The 24,445-nt window shown below is 64.5% G+C and carries 2 protein-coding genes; both read right to left on the minus strand.

What is annotated here, in order from left to right; all coding sequences use genetic code 11:
- Positions 1–194: 194 nt before the first annotated feature.
- Positions 195–11,519 (minus strand): amino acid adenylation domain-containing protein, encoded by an 11,325-nt coding sequence (locus FW764_RS20675; RefSeq protein ID WP_446435468.1) that lies wholly within the window; start codon positions 11,517–11,519, stop codon positions 195–197.
- Positions 11,516–24,427: an amino acid adenylation domain-containing protein gene (locus FW764_RS20680; RefSeq protein ID WP_446435469.1), complete on the minus strand. Its 12,912-nt coding sequence runs from the start codon at positions 24,425–24,427 to the stop codon at positions 11,516–11,518. Before FW764_RS20680 ends, FW764_RS20675 begins: the two co-directional genes overlap by 4 nt.
- Positions 24,428–24,445 lie beyond the last annotated feature (18 nt).

Below are 24,445 nucleotides of genomic sequence, written 5' to 3' on the forward strand. Positions count from 1 at the left end.
GGAGGGGGTTTGCTCCCGATTGCAGGGTGTCAGTCAACCCATCAGGCACTGACATTGCGCATTCGCGAGCAAGCCCGCTCCCACATTTGGATCGCCATACATCAGGAAGAGATCGCTCGGCTCTTGATCTGCTTTTGATCTGAGGCGCCCCGTTAAACCACGCTGGCCATGGATATGTACGCGACATACAGCGCTCAAGACACCACCTCCCCAATCACCACCCCCTCAACCCACCACCGCGCCAACCCCAACACATTCGGCGCCTTAAGCAACGTAAAATGGTTCCCAGGCCCATACCAAACCTGCAACCCACTCCCCTGCCGCCGCCACCCCTCAACCATCAACCCCTGCTCCCGCTGATTCCCCGCCGCATCCAGCGAAGGATCCTCAGCCAACACCAACCGCACGACCCCGTTATAACGCTGCAAAGGCCGATACACCGTGCGCAACGCCGCCGCATACGTGCGGGCCGGCCCGTCCATGGCATCCACCGCAGAACGCCCCGGCAACAACCCCACGTCCACCATCCCCGCATGCAGCCATTGGCGCTGCGCCACCTCATCACGCCCGGCAAAATCCACCGGATCGATACCCAGCAGCCTTCCTGCCGCCAACTGCATCGCCTCGATCAACCGCAACAACGCCGCCGTGGTCGTATACGGCTTACCCAAGCCCCCCGGCGACTCACTGTCAATCACCGTCAACGACGCCACCTCACGGCCCATCGCCTGCAACCGTAACGCCATCTCCAACGCCACCCAGCCGCCAAACGAATGCCCCACCAAATGCACCGGTCCCTGCGCAAACTCCTGCAACAGCGCGGCCAGATAACACTGCGCCGCCGCTTCCACCTGGCTGTGCGGCACCGCCTCACCGTCCAAGCCGCGCGGCTGCAGCCCGAACAACGGCCAGTCGCGCCCCAGTGCCTCACTCAACCCTACAAACCCAGTGACGCTGTCTCCTGCCCCCGGCACACAGAACACCGGCGCATACCCCGCCCGCCCACTCTGAATCCGCAGCAGCGGTTGATGCGCCACCTCCATCCTCGGCAAAGCCGCCGCCAACGCCTCAGTCATCGCACGCCCCAACGCCTGGATATGCGGTGCCTGCATCATGCTCTGGTGATCCCCCGGCACCGCCACTTGGCGCAACTGCCCCGGCGCCAGCGCGTCCTCCCAGCCCAGCGAAACACTGCGTTGCGACAACTCGGTCGGCCGCTCCATAGCGCTGAACAGGTGCACCTCAACCGGCAACGGGAACAGGCTGTAATGCGCCAACGCGTGCCCATGCCCCACCTCCCGCTCGATAAAGCTCAAGAGGTCCGCGTCCGCAGCCGCTGCCATTTGCGCGTATAGCAGACCTTGATCGCGACAGCGTTGCAGCAGACCTGCAAAGTCCAGCTGTCCAATGCCCGCCTCCAAGTGCTCAAGGCTCGCCAGTTCATCCACACCTCCCTGTGCTTTCCAATACGCCGTGCACTGCAACAACAAATGCCGCTTGAGCGCATTCGGCCCGCTCCAGCGCGCCTTACCCTGATCGGTCATGCGCGGCACATAGCTGTCGATCAACCCCAGAAACGCGACGGGCTCATCCAGCCCCAGCAATTGCATCGCCACTTCATACGCCAACACACCGCCAAACGACCAGCCCGCGAGCCGATACGGCCCGTGGGGCTGGATCTCTCGAATCAGCCCGACCATGCGCGCCGCCAGGCCTTCCAGGGTGTTCAGGTGCCGCTCGCCAAGCGCCACGCCGGGCAGGCCGTAAATGGGATAGTCACCGGGCAGGTGCTGGCCGAGCGCCGGGAAGTACACATCCATACCGCTGAACTCGTGCACCAGAAACAGCGGCGGCTGCGAGCCGCTGCTGCGCACGGGAATCACCGAGGTATCGCGCACCGGCGCCTGTGTGCGCTGGTGCAACATCGCCGCAACGGACGCCACGCTGGCATGCTGGAACAGCTCAGCCAAGGACACCTGCAGCCCCGCCTCGTCCATCAGATTGACCAGTCGAATCGCCAGCAACGAATGCCCGCCCAGCTCGAAGAAACTCTCATGCCGGCCGACCTGTTCGAGCTTCAACACCTCGGCCCACAAGTGCGCCAGCGTCTGTTCCAAAGCATCGACCGGCGCTTCGAAGTCGCAGCGGCTAAATGCGTCCAGGGCCGGAACCGGCAGCGCCTTACGATCAATCTTGCCGTTGGCCGTCAGCGGCAACAGCTCGAGCGGCACATAGGCCGACGGCAGCATGTAGTCCGGCAATTGGCCTTGCAGATGCGCACGCACGCTGTCGATGCCGACGGGTTCGCCAGCCCAGGTGAAATACGCCACCAAACGCTTGTCACCCGGCACGTCTTCACGCGCCAGCACCACCACATCCTGGATAGCCGCACAGGTGGCCAGGCGTGCTTCGATCTCACCCAGCTCAATACGGAAACCACGGATCTTGACCTGATCGTCATTGCGCCCGATGCACTCCAGCAGGCCCTGCGCCGTCCAGCGGCCAAGGTCGCCGGTGCGGTACATCAAGGCGCCAGGGTTGATCGGGTCTTGCACAAATTTTTCAGCGCTCAGCTCAGGTCGGTTCAAGTACCCCTTGGCCACGCCGTCGCCGCCGATGCAAATCTCACCGGTGACCCCCACGGGCACCGGCTGCAACTGCGCATCCAACACGTGGATGTGTGTGTTGGAAATCGGCCGCCCCACGGGCACGCTGTCGGCGTCGTCGGCAATCGCGCGCACCTCGTAGGTGGTGGCGTAAGTGGTGGTTTCCGTTGGCCCGTAGCAATGCACCAACCGCAACTCGGGCGCCTGCGCCAACAGACTGCGGAACGCCGCCGGGTCGGCACGCTCACCGCCGCACAGCAGGATTCGCAGGCCAGCCAACGCCTCAGGAATCATCTGCACGTACTGGTTGAACAACGCCGTGGTGACGAACAGCACCGTCGCACCCTGCAGTGCCACGCCGAAGGCGCTCGGGTTGAGCAAGGTGGCGTGGTCGATCACCTGCACCTGCCCGCCGTTGAGCAACGGGCCCCACACATCCATCGTACTGGCGTCGAATGCCGGGTTGGAGGCGAAGGCCACGCGGTCGGCGGCATTGAAGTCGGCATAGCCGTTATTGAGCACCAACCGCGTAATGCCACGGTGCGGCACTAACACGCCCTTCGGCGTGCCGGTGGAGCCTGAGGTGTACATGATGTATGCCACGCTGTCCGAGGACTGCGACAGGTCCGGGTTGTGGCTCGGTTGCGGGTCGAGGGCCAGGGTGTCCAAGTCCAGGCGCTGGGCTGGACAGTCGATGGCGACGTCGCTGCGGGTCAGCAGCCACATGGCGCCGCTGTCCTGCAGCATAAAGCGCTGGCGCTCCTCCGGTGCGTTGATGTCCAACGGCACATAGGCCGCCGCGCACTTGAGCACGGCCAGCTGGCTGACCAACAAATCCATTGAGCGCGGCAGCAGAATCGCTACAGGGTCGGCGGGCCGAACCCCCAGGCTTTGCAGGTGGTGGGCCAAGCGGTTGGCGCGGGTGTTCAGCTCACCGTAACGCCAGGCTTGCTCGCCGTGCAGCACTGCGGTAGCGTTTGGACGCGCCTGGGCCTGGGCTTCAAACAACCGCTGCACCGTGTGTTCACGCGGGAACGCACGGGCAGTGGCGTTGAAGCTCGACAGCTGTTCGTGTTCGGCGGCGGGCAGGATCGGCAGGCGGCTGATGGCGGTTTCAGCGTTGTGCTCCAGCGCCTCCACCAACTGCTGCAGCGCGATCTGCAGGTAGTCGCACAAACGCGCGGCACCCGGCCCCATGGCTTCCAGGCTGAAACCCTCACCGAGGTCATCCACACTCACCGACAACCCATAATTGGTGTGCTCCTCGGCCTTCAGCAGTTGAATACCTTGCCAGGCCTCGGCCACGCCGCCCCGTTGCGGCGCACTGTGACGGTAGTTGAACAGCACGTTGAACAACGGCGTCGCTACCGGCACCGCGCTGCAGCGCTGGGCCAAGGCCAGCGGCGCGTGTTCATGGCTGAGCAGTTGCGTCAGGCGCGCATGGGTTGCGCGCAACGCGCTACGCACCGAGTGTTCACCCAGGTCGACGCGCAACGGCAACGTGTTGATAAACACGCCCATGGCTCGCTCGGCGCCCTCACCGCCGTGCAATCGACCGAGCATCACGGTGCCGAACACCACCTGCTCGCGGCCGCTGACTTTGCCCAACACCTGCGCCCAGGCCAAATGCATCAGGCTCGCGGCGCTCACACCCGACTGGCGGGCCTGGGTGCGCAGGCGTTGGCTCAATTGCGGGTCAATCACCTGATGCACCTTTTCATCAACGCCCAGGTTTGCGACGGCGGTCGGCTCGTCGATCTCACCGAGCATTTCACGGAAGAACACGGCGTGATCGTCAACCGCAAAACGGGTTTGAGCCACGTAATTGCGATACGGCACCGCATCGCCCAGCTCACCCTCACGGCCCAACAGAAATGCCTGCATTTCATGCTGCAGGATGTCCAGCGCAATGTGGTCCATCACCAGGTGGTGGAACAGCAACGTCGCCACCACGCGCTGCGGTTCCTCGACGTAAACCAGGCGCATCAGTGGCGCTTGGGCCAGGTCGAGACGTTCCGCCAGCGGCCCGTTTTCAACGCTCAACCTGGCATCACGCCAAACCACCTGCACCGGCTCTTCAAGGCCGTCCCAATGAAACGATGAGCGCAGCACGTCATGCCGCTGGATCACCGCCTGCAACGCGCGGGCGAAGTCCTCCAGGCGCAGCATGCTGTCGAAGGCAAACTGCGCTTGCAGCAGGTACGCATCGCCCTCCTCTACCGCCCGATGGTGATAGAGAATACCGGCCTGCAACGGTGCCAGCGGGTAGATATCCTGAACATTCGCCGCGCCACCTGGAATGCAGGCCACGATGCGCTCAATAGTTGGCTGATCCAGCTGGATCAGCGCCAGCATGTCCGGCGTGATGAACGTGCAGTCGGGTGCAATGCCATTCACTGGCACCGCCACTTCACGCCCGCCCCCCAGCGCCGCCGCCAACGCGGACAACGTCGGCTGGCCAAACAGCGCTTTCACATCCGCCGACAACCCGAGGCGACGCATGCGCCCCGCCAAGCTGACGGCCAGCAGCGAGTGCCCGCCCAGTTCAAAGAAGTTGTCGTGACGGCCCACGCGTTCCACGTTGAGCAACTCGGCCCACAGGCTGGCCAGGGCAATTTCGGTATCGCCCTGAGGCGCTTCGTACTCGCGCACCACCACCGCGTCCAGGCCCGGCTCGGGCAAGGCTTTACGGTCGAGCTTGCCATTCGGGCTCAGCGGCAAGGCGTCGAGGTGGACGAAGATCGCCGGCACCATGAACGCCGGCAGGTGTTGCAGCAGATGGTTACGTAGCGCGTCGATGTCGCTGTGAGCACCGGTGTAGTAAGCCACCAGGCGTTGCTCGCGGGCCACAACCGCCGCTTCATTGACCAATGGGTACTCGGTCAGATGGGCTTGGATTTCACCCAATTCGATGCGTAGACCACGGATCTTCACCTGGTCGTCATTGCGGCCCAAATACTCGATATTACCGTCCGGCAAGTAGCGCCCGACATCACCTGTACGGTACATGCGCCCGTGGGTAAACGGGTCGTCAAGGAAGCGCTCGGCCGTCAGTTCAGGCCGGTTCAAATAGCCGCGCGCCACTTGTACGCCACCGATGAACAGCTCGCCGACCACACCCAACGGCACCGGTTGCAACTGGCTGTCGAGCAGGTACATGCGCGTATTGGCGATGGGCTTGCCAATCGGCGTGTTGTCCGCAGTGGCAGCGCCCGCGCAGTTCCACGCTGTCACGTCGACCGCCGCTTCAGTCGGGCCATACAGATTATGCAACGCACAGCCCGGCAACTGCTGCTTGAAGCGCCGTACCAGACTGCCGGGCAAGGCCTCGCCGCTGCACATCACGCGCACCAGCACAGCCGCCTGGCTCACATCGCCATGGGCCAGGAACACGTCGAGCATCGACGGCACGAAGTGCAGCGTGGTGATCTGCTCGGCCTCGATCACTTCGCACAGGTACTCCGGCTCTTTGTGACCGCCAGGACGCGCCATCACCAAGCGCGCGCCGGTAAACAGCGGCCAGAAGAATTCCCACACCGACACGTCGAAGCTGAACGGGGTTTTCTGCAGCACCGCGTCATGGGCCTTGAGGCCATATTCGTCCTGCATCCACAGCAACCGATTGACCACACCGGCGTGTTCGTTGATTACGCCTTTAGGCTGGCCGGTGGAGCCGGAGGTGTAGATCACATAAGCCGTCGCACCCGCTGCATCGGGGTTGGTGACCGGCTGATGCTGCCAGCAAGGCCGGTCCAGATCGACCACCGGCACCGCGCCCAGTAACCCGCGCGTGGCGCCCTGGGCCAACACAACTGCCGGCGCACTGTCCTCCAGCATGTACGCGATTCGTTCCAACGGATAAGCCGGGTCCAGTGGCACATAGGCGGCGCCAGCCTTGAGGATCGCGTACAGGCCAACGACCATTTCCAGGCCACGTTCAACGCAGATCGCCACCCGCGAATCCGGCTGCACGCCAAGCGCCAGCAGGTGATGGGCCAACTGATTGGCCTGCGCATTCAGCTCGGCATAGGTCAGTTGCTGCTCGCCGGCCTTGACCGCAATCACCTGCGGCGTGCGCTTGACCTGCGCCTCGAACATCCCGTGCAGGGTCTGTTCGAGGTTGTACTTCACCTCGGTGGCGTTTAAATCAAACAGCAGGTGCTGACGCTCACGCGCCCCCACCAGCGGCACATGTTCGAGCACCGCCTGGTCGTTGTCGACCATCGCCTGCAGCACCCGCGTGAAATAGCCGACGTAACGCTGCATCGTCGACGCGTCAAACAGCGCCACTGCATACTCCAGCGCACCGAGAATGCTGCCCTGCACCTCACCAAGATTCAGTGACAGGTCGAACTTGGCAAAGTGGCTGTTCTCAACAATCCCTTCCAAGGCCAAGTCGCCCAGCGCCAGGGTCGGCGCACTGCTGTCCTGCCAGCTCAACAAGGTCTGGAACACGGGGCTATGGGCCAGGCTGCGCACCGGCCGGGTGATTTCCACCACCTGCTCGAACGGCAGGTCCTGATGCGCCTGGGCCTCAAGCGTCAGAGCCTTGACCCGTGCCAACAGCGCCTCAGCGCTCAGCTCGCCCGAGGTGTCAATGCGCACCGCCAGGGTGTTGACGAACAAGCCGATCAGCCCTTCGACTTCACTGCGCGTGCGGTTGGCCACCGGCGAGCCAATCACCACGTCCGCTTGCCCGGACAGCCGCGCCAGCAGCGCGGCCCAGGCTGTCATCAAGGTCATGTAGAGCGTGGTGCCATGGCGTTGGCTCAAGGCCTTGAGCCCAGCGGTCAGGCGTTCATCCAGGCGCACTTCGACGCTGCTGCCGGCGTAGTCCTGTTGGGCGGGACGCGGGCGGTCAGTGGGCAGCGTAAGTAAAGCCGGCGCACCCGCCAGAGCCTGCTGCCAGTAGCGGCTCTGGCGCTGCAACACTTCACCGCTCAGCCACAAACGCTGCCATACGGCAAAGTCAGCGTACTGGATCGCCAGCGCTGGCAACGGGTCAGGCAAGCCGTGGCTGAAGGCTTGATACAGCGCCATCAGCTCGCGCGTCAGCACGCCCATTGACCAGCCATCGGAGACGATGTGGTGCAAGGTCAACAACAGCACATGGTGATCGTCGGCCATCACCACCAACCGCCCGCGCAGCAGCGGGCCGCGCTCCAGGTCGAACGGTGCCGAGGCTTCGCCGTGGATCAAGGCATCCAGCGCCTGCTGCGGTTGCGGGTGGCGACGCAGGTCCTGCACTTGCAACGGCAGCACGTCTTCGGCGGGCACGATCAGCACGTGGGCGTCGTCGCCGTGCTGAGCGAAGCGACTGCGCAGGGTTTCGTGGCGCGCGACGATACGCGCCAGTGCACGCTGCAAGGCTTGGACATGCAACTGCCCACGCAGGCGCAAGCCGATAGGTATGTTGTAGGCCGTGTTGGCACCTTCCATCAGCGCCAGGAACCACAGGCGCTGCTGGGCGAAGGATAGCGGTACATCGTCCTCACGATTGGCCGGCAGGATATCCGGCAAGGTGCTGCGCCCCGCCTGGGCCAGCACTTGCGCGACCGCCGCCAACTCGGCGTTGGCAAATAGGTCGCCGAGTATCAGTTCCACACCCAGGCGCTGACGCACCTGCGACACCATGCGCATCGCCAGCAGCGAATGCCCGCCCAATTCAAAGAAATGATCGCGACGCCCGACGCGCTCGACTTGCAGTACATCAGCCCAGATCTGTGCCAACACGCTTTCAATCTCGCCCTGGGGCGTTTCGTATTCACGGGTAAATACCGCGGCCATGTCCGGCGCCGGCAAGGCCTTGCGGTCGAGTTTGCCGTTGGCGGTGAGCGGCAATGCATCGAGCTTCACGTAGGCCACCGGGACCATATAGTCCGGCAGGTGCGCCACCAGGTGAGCACGAATGTCGCCGACGGCCAAGGGATCGAGCTGCGTGTGTTCAGTGAAGTAAGCCACCAGACGCTCTTCGCGAACCAACACCACCGCCTCTTGAATGCCCGGCAATTGGTTGAGCTGGGTTTCAATCTCGCCCAACTCGATGCGCACACCACGGATCTTCACCTGGTCGTCATTGCGCCCCAGGTATTCAATCTGGCCGTCCGGCAACCAGCGCGCCAGGTCGCCAGTACGGTACATGCGCCCGGCGTTGAATGGGTCTTGCAGGAAACGCTCGGCGGTCAGCTCCGGGCGGTTCAGGTAACCGCGTGCCACGCCTTTACCACCTACATACAGCTCACCGGCCACACCCAACGGCACCGGCCGTTGCTGTTCATCCAACAGGTACACCGTGGCGTTGGCGATCGGTTTGCCGATGTGCAGCGGCTGGCCCGACTCGACCTTGCCGGAGGTAGCGACCACCGTCGCCTCAGTCGGCCCATAGTTGTTGATCAACTCAAAATGCTGGGCCCGCGCGAACTGGCGCAGGCGGTCGCCGCCGATCAGCAAGGTGCGCAACGTAGGATGTTCGATCTGTTGGCTGAACGCGTATTCGGCCACCGGCGTGGGCAGGAAGCACACGTCCAGGGGTTGCGCGCACCACCAGGCGAGCAAGGCGTCGATGTCTTCGGCACCATCATTGGCCGGCGGCAGGTGCAAGGTCGCGCCGACACACAGCGCCGGCCATACTTCCCAGGCCATGGCATCAAAGCCGAAACCGGCGACGCTGGCGGTGTGGCGTCCGGCGCACAGGTCGAAGGCGCGGCAATGCCAGTCCACCAGGTTGGCCACGGTGTGGTGCTCGACCATCACGCCTTTGGGCAGGCCGGTGGAGCCGGAGGTGTAGATCACATAGGCGAGGTTCGACGGCGTGACCGCCACCGTGGGGTTGCTTGCCGAATGGTGCTGCCAGGTGAAGCGGTCCAGGTTGATCACCGGCACTTCCAGCGTGGGCAGACGGTCCAGTAGCGCCTGCTGGGTGAGCACCGCGACCGGGGCACTGTCGGTCAGCAAGTAGTTCAGGCGCTCGGCCGGGTGAGACGGGTCCACCGGCACATAGCAGGCGCCGGCTTTGAGGATCGCCAGCAACCCGGCCAGGGTGTCCAGGCCACGGCGGGCGACGATGGCCACGCGGTCGTCGGGTTTGACCCCCAGCGCCAGCAGGTGATGGGCCACCAGGTTGGCTTGCTGGTTCAGTTCGGCGTAGGTCAATTGGCGGCCCTGATGCACGGCGGCGATGACCTCGGGCGCGCGTGCGGCCTGGGCCTCGATACGCGCGTGCAGCGTGGTGCCTTGGGGGAAGTCGGCCTGGGTCGTGTTGAACTGCCGCAGCAGTTGTTGTTGCTCAGCGATGGGCACTACCGAGACCTGATTGAGCGGTGTATGCGGCGCCTGTTCCAGCGCAGTCACGAGGTTATCCAGGGCGGTTTGCAGGTAGGCGCAGACGCGCTGCGGGTCCACCAAGGTGCTGGCGAGCAAGCTCAAGACAAAGCTTTCGCCGAGGTCATCCACGCTCAACGTGAGCGGGTAGTTGGTGCGTTCTTCGGCGCTCAGCGCCGCGATGCCTTGCCAGGCCGACACGGCTTGCGCGCTGGCGGCCGGGGCACTGTGGCGGTAGTTGAGCAAGGCACTGAACAGCGGCGTCGGCGCCACCACGCCACTGCAACGCTGGGCGAGTGCCAAGGCGGCGTGCTCGTGGCGCAGCAAGGTAGTCAGCCGCGCATGGGTGGCCTTGACCCCGGCGCGCACGTCTTCGGCGCCCACGTCCACGCGAAACGGCAGCGTGTTGATGAAGATCCCCAGCGCCCGATCCGTGTCATGGCTGCCTTGCATGCGGCCCATCAATACGGTGCCAAACACCACGTGTTCTTTACCGGCCAACACACCGAGCACCCGCGCCCAGCCCAAGTGGAACAGGCTGGCGGCGCTCACCCCCAGTTGTCGGGCTTGCGCACGCAAGCGCTGGCCCAGCGCAGGCGCCAATGGCAGGCTGACTTCGGCTATTGCACGGGCATCGCCTTGCACGTCCTGCAAACCGAATGGCAAGGTCGGCTCACTGATGTCGCCGAGCATTTGGCGGAAGAAACTTTCGTGTTCCTGCTCGCTGATCCCCAACCGCGCCTGCGCCACATAGTTGCGAAACGGCACCGCCTGGCCCAGCGCGGCGCCCTGCCCCAGCAGGCACGCCTGCAGTTCATGGCACACCACTTCGAGGGCGCTGTGGTCGAGGGCCATGTGGTGGAACAGCAACGTGGCAACGATGCGCTGATGGGCCGGATCTTCGGCCCGCACCAGGCGCAGCAGCGGCGCCTGGGTCACGTCGAGGCGATAGTGGCGGGCGTCGAACAACGCGCGCAACTGCGCGGCGATATCGCCGTCGTCCGGGTTCAGCGCCAGCGCCTGCACCGGCAGACGCGCCTGGCGCCAGACCACTTGCGACGGCTCTTGCAAACCGTCCCAGACCACGCCGGTACGCAGGATATCGTGACGGTCCATCACGCGTTGCAGCGCCTGGGCAAACGCTTCGAAGCGCTCCAGACTGTCAAAGGCAAACTGCGACTGCATCACGTAAGGGTCGCCCTGCTCAGCGCTGACGTGGTGAAACAGAATGCCTTCCTGCAACGGCGCCAGCGGGTAGATATCCTGGATATTTGCCACGCCGCCATCAACCGTGGCGACAATACGATCAATCTCATCCTGGCTCAGCGTCGACAGGGTCAGCATGGCTGGCGTGATGTGCTCGGCGCCCAGTGCAATGCCATTGGCGGGCACCTGCACTTCGCCGGCTTTGGTGGCCGAATACTCGCCAGCCTTGATCATCTCGATCAGCGCCGGTTTGTGCTCGCGCAACGCGGCGAGGAGCGCCGGGTCGCCCAAGGCTTGTTTGTTGCCTTGCACCGACAACTGCTCGCCCTTGAGCGCCAGTTGGATGTCCTTGGTTTTCAGCGTCGCCAACAGCTCAAAAATGCTCACAGGACGATCTCCATTCGTTCGGTTATGGCGGCGTAGCCGGCCAGGGTCGGCTGCTCGAACAGCGCCCGCACATCGGCCTCCAGGCCTTCCTGGCGCAGGCGTCCGATCAAGCTCACGGCGAGCAACGAGTGGCCGCCCAGTTCAAAGAAGTTGTCATGGCGCCCTACCCGCGCCACGTTGAGCAGATCGGCCCATAGCTGGGCCAGCAGGATTTCGGTGTCGCCCTCAGGCGCCGCGTACTCGCGCACGATCAGCGCGTCCATACCCGGCGCAGGCAAAGCCTTGCGGTCAAGCTTGCCGTTGGGGCTTAACGGCAATGCATCGAGGTGCATGAACAGTGCGGGCACCATGAAGTCCGGCAGGTGCTGCAGCAGATGCGCACGCAGCTGTTCGATATCGCTGGGTATGCCGGTGTAGTACGCGACCAGCCGATCTTCGCGGGCGACCACCGCCGCCTCGTTGACCTGCGGATACTCCAGCAGCCGCGCTTGGATTTCGCCCAGTTCGATGCGCAGGCCACGGATCTTGACCTGATCATCGTTACGGCCCAGGTACTCGATATTGCCGTCGGGCAAGTAGCGGCCAACGTCGCCAGTGCGGTACATGCGCCCATGGGTGAATGGGTCTTCGAGGAAGCGTTCGGCGGTCAGTTCAGGGCGATTCAAGTAGCCACGCGCCACTTGCACACCGCCAATAAACAGCTCGCCAACCACGCCCAACGGCACCGGCTGCAACTGCGCATCCAGCAGGTACATGCGCGTGTTGGCAATCGGCTTGCCGATCGGCGTGTTGTCCGGCACCTCGGGACGCGCGCAGTTCCAGGCGGTCACGTCCACCGCGGCTTCGGTCGGGCCATACAGGTTGTACAGGCCGATCCCCGGCAATTGCTGTTTAAAGCGCCGCACCAGACTGCCCGGCAAGGCTTCGCCGCTGCACATCACGCGCACCAGCACAGCCGCTTGGCTGACATCGCCATGGGCCAGGAACACATCGAGCATCGACGGCACGAAGTGCAGTGTAGTGATCTGTTCGGCCTCGATCACTTCGCACAGGTACTCAGGCTCCTTGTGACCGCCCGGGCGCGCCATCACCAGGCGTGCGCCGGTAAACAACGGCCAGAAAAATTCCCACACCGACACGTCGAAGCTGAACGGGGTTTTCTGCAGCACCGCGTCATGGGCCTTGAGGCCATAGGCGTCCTGCATCCACAGCAGGCGGTTGACCACCCCGGCGTGTTCGTTGATCACGCCTTTGGGCTGACCCGTGGAACCTGAGGTGTAGATCACGTAGGCCTGATGCTGGGCGGTAAGCCCCGGCACCTGCGGATTGCCAGCAGGCTGATGCTGCCAGGAGCAGTGGTCCAGGTTGATCACCGGCACATCCCCCAGCAATTCGCGGGTTGCGCCTTGCGCCAGTACTACCACCGGCGCGCTGTCTTGCAGCATGTAGGCCAGACGCTCGCGTGGATACGCCGGGTCCAGCGGCACATAGCCGCCGCCGGCCTTGAGGATGGCGAGCAGGCCGACGACCATGTCCAGGCCACGTTCGACGCAGATGCCCACCCGCGAATCCGGCTGCACCCCACGTTCACGCAGGTGATGCGCCAGGCGGTTGGCGCGTTCGTTGAGCGCGCTGTAGGTCAGGTGCTGGTCAGCGGCCTTGACCGCCACGGCCTGCGGCGTGCGTTCGACCTGGGCTTCGAACAGGCCGTGCAGGGTTTGCTCAAGGTTGTAGTTGACGTCGGTGGCGTTGAACTCCACCAGCAGTTTTTGCCGTTCCTCGGCCCCCAGGATCGGCAGACAGTTGAGCGCCTGATGCGGCGCCTGCTCCAAGGCTTCGACCAGTCCGGCCAAGGCAATCTGCATATAACCGCACACCCGTTGCGCGTCGACTTGCGCCAGGGCGGTGACGTCGAAACCATCGCCCAGGTCATCCACGTTCAAGGTCAACGGGTAGTTCGTGCGCCCGTTGTTGACCAGCGTCTGCATACCTTCCCAGGCCTGCTGCGCCTGGGCTGATCGCGTGGCGCCGCCGCGATGGCGATAGTTGAGCATCGAGCTGAACAGCGGCGCCGGTGCCGCCACGCCGCTGCAACGTTGGGCCAGCGCCAAGGACGCATGCTCATGCCCGAGCAACGCGGTCAGCCGCGCATGGGTGGCACGTACGGCAGCGCGTGCGCCTTGCGCGTCGATGTCCAGGCGCAGCGGCAAGGTATTGATGAACACGCCGAGCGCACGGTCGGCGCCCTCGCCGCCTTGCATGCGGCCGACCAACACGGTGCCGAACACCACGCTGTGGCGCCCCGACGTAGCCGCCAGCACTTGGCCCCAGGCCAGGTGAAACAGGCTCGCCGTGCTCACGCCGAGCAAGCGCGCCTGGGCGCGCAGGCGGCGGCTGAGATCACTGTCCAGGCGCAGGCTATGTTCTTCAATGGCACTGCCGTCGCCGCGCACATCCTGCAGGCCGAACGGCAAGGTCGGCTCATCGACATCCCCAAGCATCTCGCAAAAGAACGCTTCATGTTCCTGCTCGCTTACGCCAAGACGCGCCTGGGCCACGTAGTTGCGGTACGGCATCGGCGCCGCTGTTGGCGCTGCGTGGCCGAGCAAGTGGCCCTGCATTTCGCGCAACACCACGTCGAATGCAGTGTGGTCGAGGGCGATATGGTGATACAGCAACACCACCACCACACGCTGGTTGGCCGGGTCTTGGGCGTACTTCAGGCAGATCAACGGCGCCTGACTGATATCCAGGCGATAGCGTCGCGCATCGAAACGCGCATGCAGGCCGGCCAGTACATCACCTTGCAGGTGCAGCTCTTCGCGCGGCAATTGAGCCTGGCGCAACACCACTTGCAGCGGTTGTGCCAGGCCCTCCCAGACCACGCCGGTGCGCAGGATGTCATGGCGGTTAATGACCTGTTGCAGCGCCTGGGCGAAGGCGTTCAGGCGCTCGACACTGTCAAACGCCAGGTGCGACTGCAACAGATACGGGTCGCCCTGCTCGGCGCTGATGTAGTGGTAGAGAATGCCCTCCTGCAACGGCGCCAGCGGGTAGATGTCCTGCACATTAGCGGCGCCGCCGGGTATGCGGCTGACGACCTCGTCGAGGGTTGCTGGGTCGAGATCCACTAAAGGCAACATATCCGGGGTGATGCGCTGGCAGTCGGCGGCGATGCGGTTGGCGGGCACCTGCACTTCGCGACCACTGCCCACGGCGGCGGCCAACGCTGCGAGGGTTGGCTGGCTGAATAACACGCGCACATCGGCGCTGAGACCGACCTGGCGCATGCGTTCGATCAGGCTGACGGCCAGCAACGAATGGCCGCCCAGTTCGAAGAAGTGGTCATGGCGGCCGACTTGCTCCACCTGCAACACCTCGGCCCAGATCCGCGCCAGGGTGGTTTCCACCGAACCTTCAGGCGCGGCATAGTCGCGGCTCAGCAACGCGGCCTGATCAGGTTGCGGCAGGGCCTTGCGGTCCAGCTTGCCGTTGGCGGTCAGTGGCAGCGTGTCGAGTTTAACGTAGGCCGCTGGCACCAGCGCCTCGGGCAGTTGCGCTTGCAGTTGCGCCCGCAGGGTTTCAATCGCCAGCGGGCAGTGTTCGGTGAACCAGGCCACCAGACGGCCCTCGCGCACCAGCACCACGGCTTCGGCGATGCCGTCGAGTGCCGTCAGGCAGCTTTCGATTTCGCCGAGTTCAACGCGCACGCCGCGCACTTTGACCTGGTCGTCGTTACGACCCAGGTATTCAATATTGCCGTCGGGCAACCAGCGCGCCAGGTCGCCGGTGCGGTACATGCGCCCGCGGTTGAACGGGTCTTGCAGGAAGCGTTCGGCGGTCAAATCCTCGCGGTTTAAATAACCGCGCGCCACACCGCTGCCGCCCACATATAGCTCACCGGCGACGCCCACCGGCACTGGGCGCAGTTGCGCATCCAGCAAGTAGACGCTGGCATTGGCGATTGGCCTGCCGATATGCAGCGCCTGCCCGGCGCGCACGCGGCCGGAGGTGGCGACCACCGTGGCCTCGGTAGGCCCGTAGTTGTTGACCACTGCAAAGCGCCGCTCCTGGGCAAACTGACGCAGGCGATCACCGCCGATCAACAGGATGCGCAAGGTCGGGTGGTGCAGGTTCTGGCTGAAGGCGTACTCGGCGACGGGTGTGGGCAGAAAGCTTACGTGCAGCGGTTGCGCCATCCACCAGGCGAGCAATTCGTCGATAGTTTCATTGCCGACGTGCGCGGGTGGCAGGTGCAGGGTGGCGCCTGCGCAGAGTGCCGGCCAGACCTCCCAGGCCATCGCGTCAAAACCAAACCCGGCGACGCTGCTGGTGTGGCTGCGCGTGTCCAGGCCGAAGGCTTCGCAGTGCCAGTGCACGAGGTTTTCCACCGTGCGGTGTTCCACCATCACACCTTTGGGCTGGCCGGTGGAGCCGGAGGTGTAGATCACGTAGGCCAGGTGTGCCGGGGTCAGGGTAGCCAGCCGCGGGTTGCTGACGGCGTGGTGTTGCAAGCGCTCGTCGAACAGGTCGACAGCGGCATGCGCGCCCAACAGGTCGCGGGTGCTGGCCTCGGCCACTACCGCTGCCGGAGCGCTGTCCTGCAGCAAGTAGGCGATACGCTCGGCGGGGTAAGCCGGGTCGATGGGCACATAGCCTGCGCCAGCTTTTAGAATGCCCAGCAGGCCCACCAGCATCTGCGGGCCGCGACGGCAGCAGATTGCCACGCGATCATCCGGCTGCACGCCGAGTGCCAGCAGGTGATGGGCCAACTGGTTGGCGCGCTGGTTGAGTTGCTGATAGGTCAGTACTTCGCTGTCTTGTTGCACGGCAATCGCGTGAGGCTGGCGTTCGACCTGGGCTTCGAACGCACCATGCACGGTATGCCCGGTGGGAAAGTCGGCGGCGCTCGCGTTGAATTCGCGCAACAGGGTTTCGCGTTCCGCCTGGGGCAGAACAGGCAGTTGGTTGAGCGCGGTTTTCGCCTGAGTTTCCAATGCCGCAACCAGTTGCTCCACGGCGTTGTGCATGTAGCCACACAGGCGCTGGGCGCCGATCTGCGGCAGCGCCAGCACACTCAGGCCAAAACCTGCGCCAAAGTCATCGACGCTGAGGGTCAGCGGGTAGTTGCTGCGCTCCTCACCGCCCAACAGCTGCACACCTTCCCAGATGCCCTGGCCGTCGCGGGCCATTTCACCGGGCGTGCTGTGGCGGTAATTGAGCAAGGCGCTGAACAACGGCACGGCCGTCGGCACACCGCTGCAACGCTGGGCGAGCGCCAGAGACGCATGCTCGTGACCGAGCAATGCACTCAAACGCGCATGGGTGGCCTTGACCGCCACGGCGGCGCTGGCGGCCACGTCGACGCGCAGCGGCAAGGTGTTGATGAACATGCCCAACGCACGGTCAGCGCCCTCGCCGGCCTGCATGCGGCCCATCAACACGGTGCCGAACACCACGTCGTCACGCCCGGACACCAACCCCAGCACTTGCGCCCAGGCCAGGTGCATCAGGCTGGCCGCGCTGACGCCCAACACCCGCGCCTGTTCACGCACACGCACCGCCAGTGCCGCGTCCAGGTGCTGTTCGGCTTCTTCGATAGCGCGGCCATCGCCCTGCACGTCCTGCACGCCAAACGGCAAGGTCGGCTCATCGACATCAGCAAGCATCTCGCGGAAGAACTGCTCATGCTCGGCCACACTGACACCCAGGCGAGCCTGGGCGACATAGTTGCGAAACGGTGCCGCTGCGGGCAACGCATCGGCCTGGTTGAACAGGAACGCGCGCATCTCCTGGCCGACCACTTCCATGGCGGTATGGTCGAGTGCCAAGTGATGGAACAACAGGATCGCCGCGACGCGGTTATTCGCCGGGTCGTGAGCGTAAACCATGCGCAGCAGTGGCGCCTGGGTGATGTCCAGGCGGTAGTGACGGGCGTCAAAGCGCGCATGCAGCTGTTCGAGGATGCCGCCTTCAGCCGCGTCCAGGGCGATTTCCTGCACCACCAATTGGGCCTCACGCCAAACCACTTGCACCGGGCTGTCCAGGCCTTCCCAGACAACGCCGGTACGCAGGATGTCGTGACGGGCCACGACCTGTTGCAGCGCGCCCATGAACGCGTGCAAACGCTCAAGGCGGTCGAACGCCATGCGCGATTGCAGCAGGTACGGGTCGCCCTGCTCGGCGCTGATATGGTGATAAAGAATGCCTTCCTGCAGCGGCGCCAGCGGGTAGATATCCTGCACATTCGCTGCGCCGCCCGGCACCGTGGCGACAATACGGTCGATAGCTGTCTGGTCGAGCGGCACCAGAGGCAGCATCGACGGCGTGATGTGCGCGCAGCCCGAAGGAATGCCATTTACCGGCACCACCACTTCACGCCCGCTGCCCACCGCCGCCGCCAGCGCCGCCAGGCTTGGCTGGCTGAACAGCGCGCGTACGTCACAGCTCAGGCCGACCTGGCGCATACGCTCGATCAGGCTCACCGCGAGCAGCGAATGCCCACCCAACTCAAAGAAATGATCATGACGCCCGACGCGTTCAAGCTTGAGCACATCCTGCCAGATCCGCGCCAGCAGGGTTTCCACCTCGCCTTCCGGTGCTTCAAACTCGCGACTGCTCAGCGCGTCTGCACTGGGGGCCGGCAACGCTTTACGGTCAATCTTGCCATTGGCTGTCAGCGGCAAATGCGCCAGCGGCACAAAGGCCGACGGCAGCATGTAGTCCGGCAATTGGCCTTGCAGATGCGCGCGCACGCTGTCGATGCCGACGGGTTCGCCAGCCCAGGTGAAATACGCCACCAGGCGCTTGTCGCCCGGCACGTCCTCACGCGCCAGCACCACCACGTCCTGGATGCTCGCAAAGGTCGCCAGGCGCGCTTCGATTTCACCCAACTCAATGCGGAAACCACGAATTTTGACCTGATCGTCATTGCGCCCAAGGCACTCAAGCAAGCCGCCCGCCGTCCAGCGACCGAGGTCGCCGGTGCGGTACATCAAGGCGCCTGGGTTGAACGGGTCTTGCACAAATTTCTCAGCGGTCAGCTCAGGCCGGTTCAGATAGCCCTTGGCCACGCCGTCGCCGCCGATGCAGATTTCACCGCTCACCCCCAGTGGCACCGGCTGCTGCCAAGCATCCAACAGATAGATTTGCGTGTTGGAAATCGGCCGCCCCACGGGCACGCTGTCGGCGTCAGCGGCAATCGCGCGCACCTCATAGGTGGTGGCGTAAGTGGTGGTTTCCGTTGGCCCGTAGCAATGCACCAACCGCAACTCGGGCGCCTGCGCCAACAGACTGCGGAACGCCGCCGGGTCGGCACGCTCACCGCCGCACAGCAGGATTCGCAGGCCAGCCAACGCCTCAGGAATCATCTGCACGTATTGGTTGAACAGCGCCGTGGTGACAAACAGCACCGTCGCACCCTCCAAGGCTTCACCGAATGCCGCCGGGTCGAGCAAGGTGGCATGGTCGATCACCTGCACTTGGCCGCCATTAAGCAACGCGCCCCACACGTCCATGGTGCTGGCGTCGAACGCCGGATTGGAGGCGAAGGCCACGCGGTCACGCTCATTGAAGTCGGCGTAGCCGTTGTTCAGCACCAGCCGCGAGATCGCGCGGTGCGGCACTTGCACACCTTTGGGCGCGCCAGTAGAGCCGGAGGTGTACATGATGTACGCGACGCTTTCCGAGGACTGAGTCAGCTCTGGGTTGCGCGGCGATTGCGCGTCCAGGTTCAGGTCGGCCAGGCTATTAAGCACCCGATGCGCGCCGCTGTCCTGCACGATGAAGGCCTGGCGTTCGGCCGGCGCATTGACGTCCAGCGGCACATACACCGCCGCGCACTTGAGGATCGCCAGTTGGCACACGAGTAAATCCAGGCAGCGCGGCAGAGCAATCGCCACGCTTTCACCCGGCTGCACGCCTTGGTTGATCAGGTGATGAGCCAGGCGATTGGCGCGGCGGTTGAGGTCGCGATAACTCAAGGACAGTGCGCCATGCACCGCCGCCACCGCTTCGGGACGCGCCAGCGCCTGGGCTTCGAACAGTTGCTGCACGGTGAGTTGCGAGGGGTAGTCGCGGGCAGTGGCGTTGAATTCCACCAGCAGTTGGTGGCGTTCGGCGGCCGGCAGAATCGACACCGCCTGCAAGGGCGTGGTGGGCGCTTGTTGCAGCGCGGTCATCAAGTGCTGCAATGCAGTGAGCATGTACTCGCCCACGCGCTGTACATCCAGCATGGCCAGGCCTTGTACCGTCAGCGAAAAACCTGCGCCCAGGTCATCGACGCTGAGCACCAGCGGGTAGTTGCTGCGTTCTTCGGAACTGAGAATCTCGATCCCGGCGGCAGCAAACGGGCTGGCTCCCGGCGCGTCACCCGGCGCGCTGTGACGGTAGTTGAGCAAGGTGCTGAACAACGGCAGCGAGCCCGGTACGCCACTGCAACGCTGGGCCAGTGACAGCGAGGCATGTTCATGCCCGAGCAACTGCGCCAGGCGCGCGTGGGTGGCGCGCACGCCGGCTTGTACGCCGACGGCGCCGAGGCTGACCCGCAGCGGCAAGGTATTGATGAACATCCCCAGCGCCCGGTCGGCGCCCTCGCCGCCGTGCAGGCGGCCCAGCAACACGGTGCCGAACACCACGTCCTGCTGGCCGGAAACCTGCGCCAATACCTGGGCCCAGGCCAGGTGTACCAGGCTGGCGGTGCTCACACCGAGTTGCCGCGCCTGTTCGCGCAGGCCGTGACTGAGCGCCGTTGACAACGGCAAGTGCGCCTCGACGATGCCGCTGCCGTCGCCATTCACATCCTGTAAGCCGAACGCCAACGTCGGCTCGTCGATATCGCCAAGCATCTCGCTGAAGAACGCTTCGTGTTGCGCCTGGGTAACCCCCAGTCGGGCCTGGGCCACGTAGTTGCGATACTGCACTGCGTCCGGCAGGTGCGCGCTGTTTCCGGCCAGGCTGGCGCTCATCTCTTCGACGAGCACCTGCAACGCGGTGTGGTCGAGCAGTATGTGGTGCAGCAGCAGAATACCGACGTAGCCGTTCGCGGCTTGGGCGTAGCCAAAATGCATCAGCGAGGCACGGGACAGGTCGAGGCGAAAGTGGCGTGGGTCGAAGCGTTGTTGCAGCTGTGCCAGCGCGTCAACGCCCGGTACATCAATGCGCTCGACCGCCAATGACGCTTGGCGCAACACCACTTGCACCGGCTCGTCCAGGCCTTCCCAGAGAATGCCGGTACGCAGGATGTCATTGCGTTCGATCACGCTGTGCAGCGCGTGAATAAACGCGTCCACCGCCCTTTGGTCGGCGAAGCTGAACTGCACCTGCAACACATAGGGGTCGCCCTCGGTGGTTGCCAGATGGTGGTAAAGAATGCCCGCCTGCAAGGGCGCCAACCCGTAGATATCCTGCACATTGGCGAGGCCGCCGGGCACGCTGTCGAGGATGTGGTCGATGGCGGCCTGGTCCAGCGCCACCAACGGCAGCATGTCCGGGGTGATGTGCTCGCTCGTCTCAGTGATCAGGTTGGCCGGCACCCGCACGTCCTGCTGCCCGCCCACGGCGGCGGCGAGTGCAGCCAGTGTGGGTTGGCCGAACAGCGCGCGCACGTCGCAGCTCAAGTCCACCTGGCGCATGCGCTCAACCAGCTTGACCGCCAGCAGCGAGTGGCCGCCGAGTTCAAAGAAGTTATCGTCGCGGCCGACCTTGTCGAGCTTCAACAGCGCCTGCCAGATAGCAGCGATGGCGGTTTCCACTGGACCTTCCGGGGCTGTGTAATCACGCCGAGCCAGCGCGTCGGCGTCCGGTGCGGGCAAGGCCTTGCGGTCGAGTTTGCCGTTGGTGGTCAGCGGGAACTTATCCAGCAGCACGAAGGCGCTGGGCACCATGTATTCGGCCAGGCTCAGCAGTAGGTGGCTGCGCAGTTCGCCAGCGCCGAGTTCACCCTCGGCGATCACATAGGCCACCAGGCGCTGGTCGCCTGGGATGTCTTCACGGGCGATCACCACCGCGTCACGCACGCCGCCGGCGGTGAGCAGGCGCGCCTGGATTTCACCCAGTTCGATACGGAAACCACGGATCTTCACTTGGTCGTCATTACGGCCCACGTATTCGACACTGCCGTCGGCCAACAGGCGACCCAGGTCGCCGGTCTTGTACATGCGCAGGCCGGTGGCCGGGTCGGCCAGAAAGCGTTCGGCGTTGAGCGCGTCACGGTTGAGGTAACCGCGCGCCACACCGGCACCGCCGACGTACAGCTCGCCGACCACACCCAGCGGCAGCGGCTCGCGGCGCTCATCGAGCACGTACAGCTGCAGGTCGGGAATGCGCACGCCAATCGGGCTGACGCCGACCAACTGGGTGTCCGCCGCCTCCAGCGCGCGATAGGTCACGTGCACGGTGGTTTCGGTGATGCCGTACATGTTCACCAGTTGCGTACCGGCGTTGATCGCGCGGGCGTACCAGGGTTTGAGCAGGCTCGGCTCGAGGGCTTCGCCGCCAAAAATCACCTGGCGCAAGGAGTGCGCCTGGGTGCTCTGGGCCGCGATCAACTGGCGGAACGCGCTGGGCGTCTGGTTGAGAATGCTGACGCCGGCCTCACAGATCAGCGCGTAGCACTCGTCCGGCGCACGGCTGACCAGCTGCGGCACGATCAGCAATTGGCCGCCGTGCATCAGCGCCCCCCAGATTTCCCACACCGAGAAGTCGAACGCGAAGGAATGGAACAGCGCCCACACGTCATGAGGGTTGAAGCCGAACCAGTGCTGGGTGGCGGTGAACAGCCGCGCCACCTGGCGGTGTTCGATCATCACGCCTTTGGGCAAGCCGGTGGAGCCGGAGGTGTAGATCACATAGGCCAGGCTGGCCGGGCTGAGACTGATGCGCGGGTTGACGATGGACTCGCCGCGCAGGCTGTTGAGGTCGATCTGCGACCGTTCGCCCACCAAATGGCGGGTGTTGGCTTGCACCAGCACGGCCAAGGGTTCGCTGTCGGCCAGGGTGTAGGCGATGCGCTCCAGCGGGTAAGCCGGGTCGATCGGCACATATCCGGCACCGGCCTTGAGGATGCCCAGCAGGCCGATGATCATTTGCGGGCCACGTTCCACACAGATCGCCACGCGGTCATCCGGGCGCACGCCTTGGGCGAGCAGACGATGGGCGACCTGGTTGGCACGTTCGTTGAGTTGGCGGTAGGTGAGGCGCTGGTGTTCGAAGCGCAAGGCGATGGCTTGGGGCTGGGCGGCGGCGTGGGCTTCGACGCAGCAATGGATCAGGGCAGTATCGGCGTAGTGTGCGGGGCTTTGGTTGAGGCTGTGCAGCAGGTAGTGACGCTCGGTGTCTGGCAAGATGTTCAGGCCGCCGAGCGGCTGATCCGGTCGTTGCTCCAGAGCATCGGCCAGGCTTTCCAACGCGGTATGCAAGTAGCCGGCAACGCGCTGCGCGCCGATGCTCGCATCGACCATCACCGTCAGCGCAAAGTCTTCGCCCAGGTCATCCACGTTGACGGTCAGCGGGTAGTTGGTGCGCTCTTCGGCGCCCAGCACCTGGATGCCTTCGGCCACGCTGATGACGGCGGCCATGTCGGCGGCGGCGCTGTGGCGGTAGTTGAGCATGGCGCTGAACAGCGGCGTGGGTGCGGCCACACCACTGCAACGCTGAGCCAGTGCCAGCGAGGCATGCTCGTGATTAAGCAAGGTGGTCAGGCGCTCATGGGTGGCCTTGACCCCGGCGCGCACGCCTTGCTCGCCCATATCCACGCGCAGCGGCAAGGTGTTGATGAACATGCCCAAGGCCCGCTCACCGCCCTCGCCTGCGCCCATGCGGCCAAGCATCACCGTGCCGAACACCACCGACTCACGCCCCGACACCACGCCCAGCACGCGCGCCAGGGCCAGGTGCATCATGCTCGCTACGCTCACGCCCAGTGGGCGCGCCAGGCTGCGCAGACGGCGGCTGAGTGCGCTGTCGACAGGCACGCGCGCTTCGTCGATGCCCTGGCCATCGCCCTGCACATCCTGCAAACCGAACGGCAAGGTTGGCTCATCGATATCCGCCAGCATCTCGCGAAAGAACGCCTCATGGGCCTCCTCACTGACGCCATGGCGCACTTGGGCGATGTAGCTGCGAAACGCAACCGGCTCACCAGCCTGGGCGTGCTCGCCGGCCAGGTACAGCTGGATTTCATGACGCACCACGTCCAGGGCGGTGTGGTCGAGGATGGTGTGGTGGAACAGCAGCATCGCCACCACGCGCTGGTTGGCTGGATCGTCGGCAAACACCAGGCGCAGCAGCGGCGCCTGGCCCAGGTGCATGCGGTAGGCACGGGCGTCGTAGCGCGCCAGCAACTGGGCCAGGACGTCGCCGCCGTGCAAGTGCGCTTCTTCGCACGCCAAGGTTGCGTTGCGCCACACCACTTGCAACGGCTCGTCGAGACACTCCCAGGCCATGGATGTGCGCAGGATATCGTGGCGGTCGATCACCCATTGCAGCGCTTGCGCGAACGCGTCGAGGCGCGCGCGGCTATCGAATACAAACTGCGCGTGCAGCACGTAAGGGTCGCCCTGCTGCGCCGAAAGATGGTGGTAGAGCATGCCTTCTTGCAGCGGCGCCAGCGGGTAGATGTCCTGCACATTCGCCGCGCCGCCGGGGATGGCGGCGACGATGCGGTCGATGGCCGGTTGATCGAGGTTGACCAGTGGCAGCATGTCCGGGGTGATCCGATAGGCCGGGCTCAGCCAGTCGCCGCCGTGCTCGGCCACCCACTCAAGCAGGCGGGGTTTGTGGGCGATCAGTTGGTCCCACAGCGCGTCATCCAGCGCTTCGTCGTCGCCCAGGATGATCAGGTCGCCCTCTTCCAGTTGCAGACGGATCGCGTGGGTGGAAATCGCTGCCAATAATTCGCTGAACTGCATGGGGGTAACCTGCCTGAA

It is taken from the genome of Pseudomonas sp. 1152_12, from assembly GCF_052850675.1.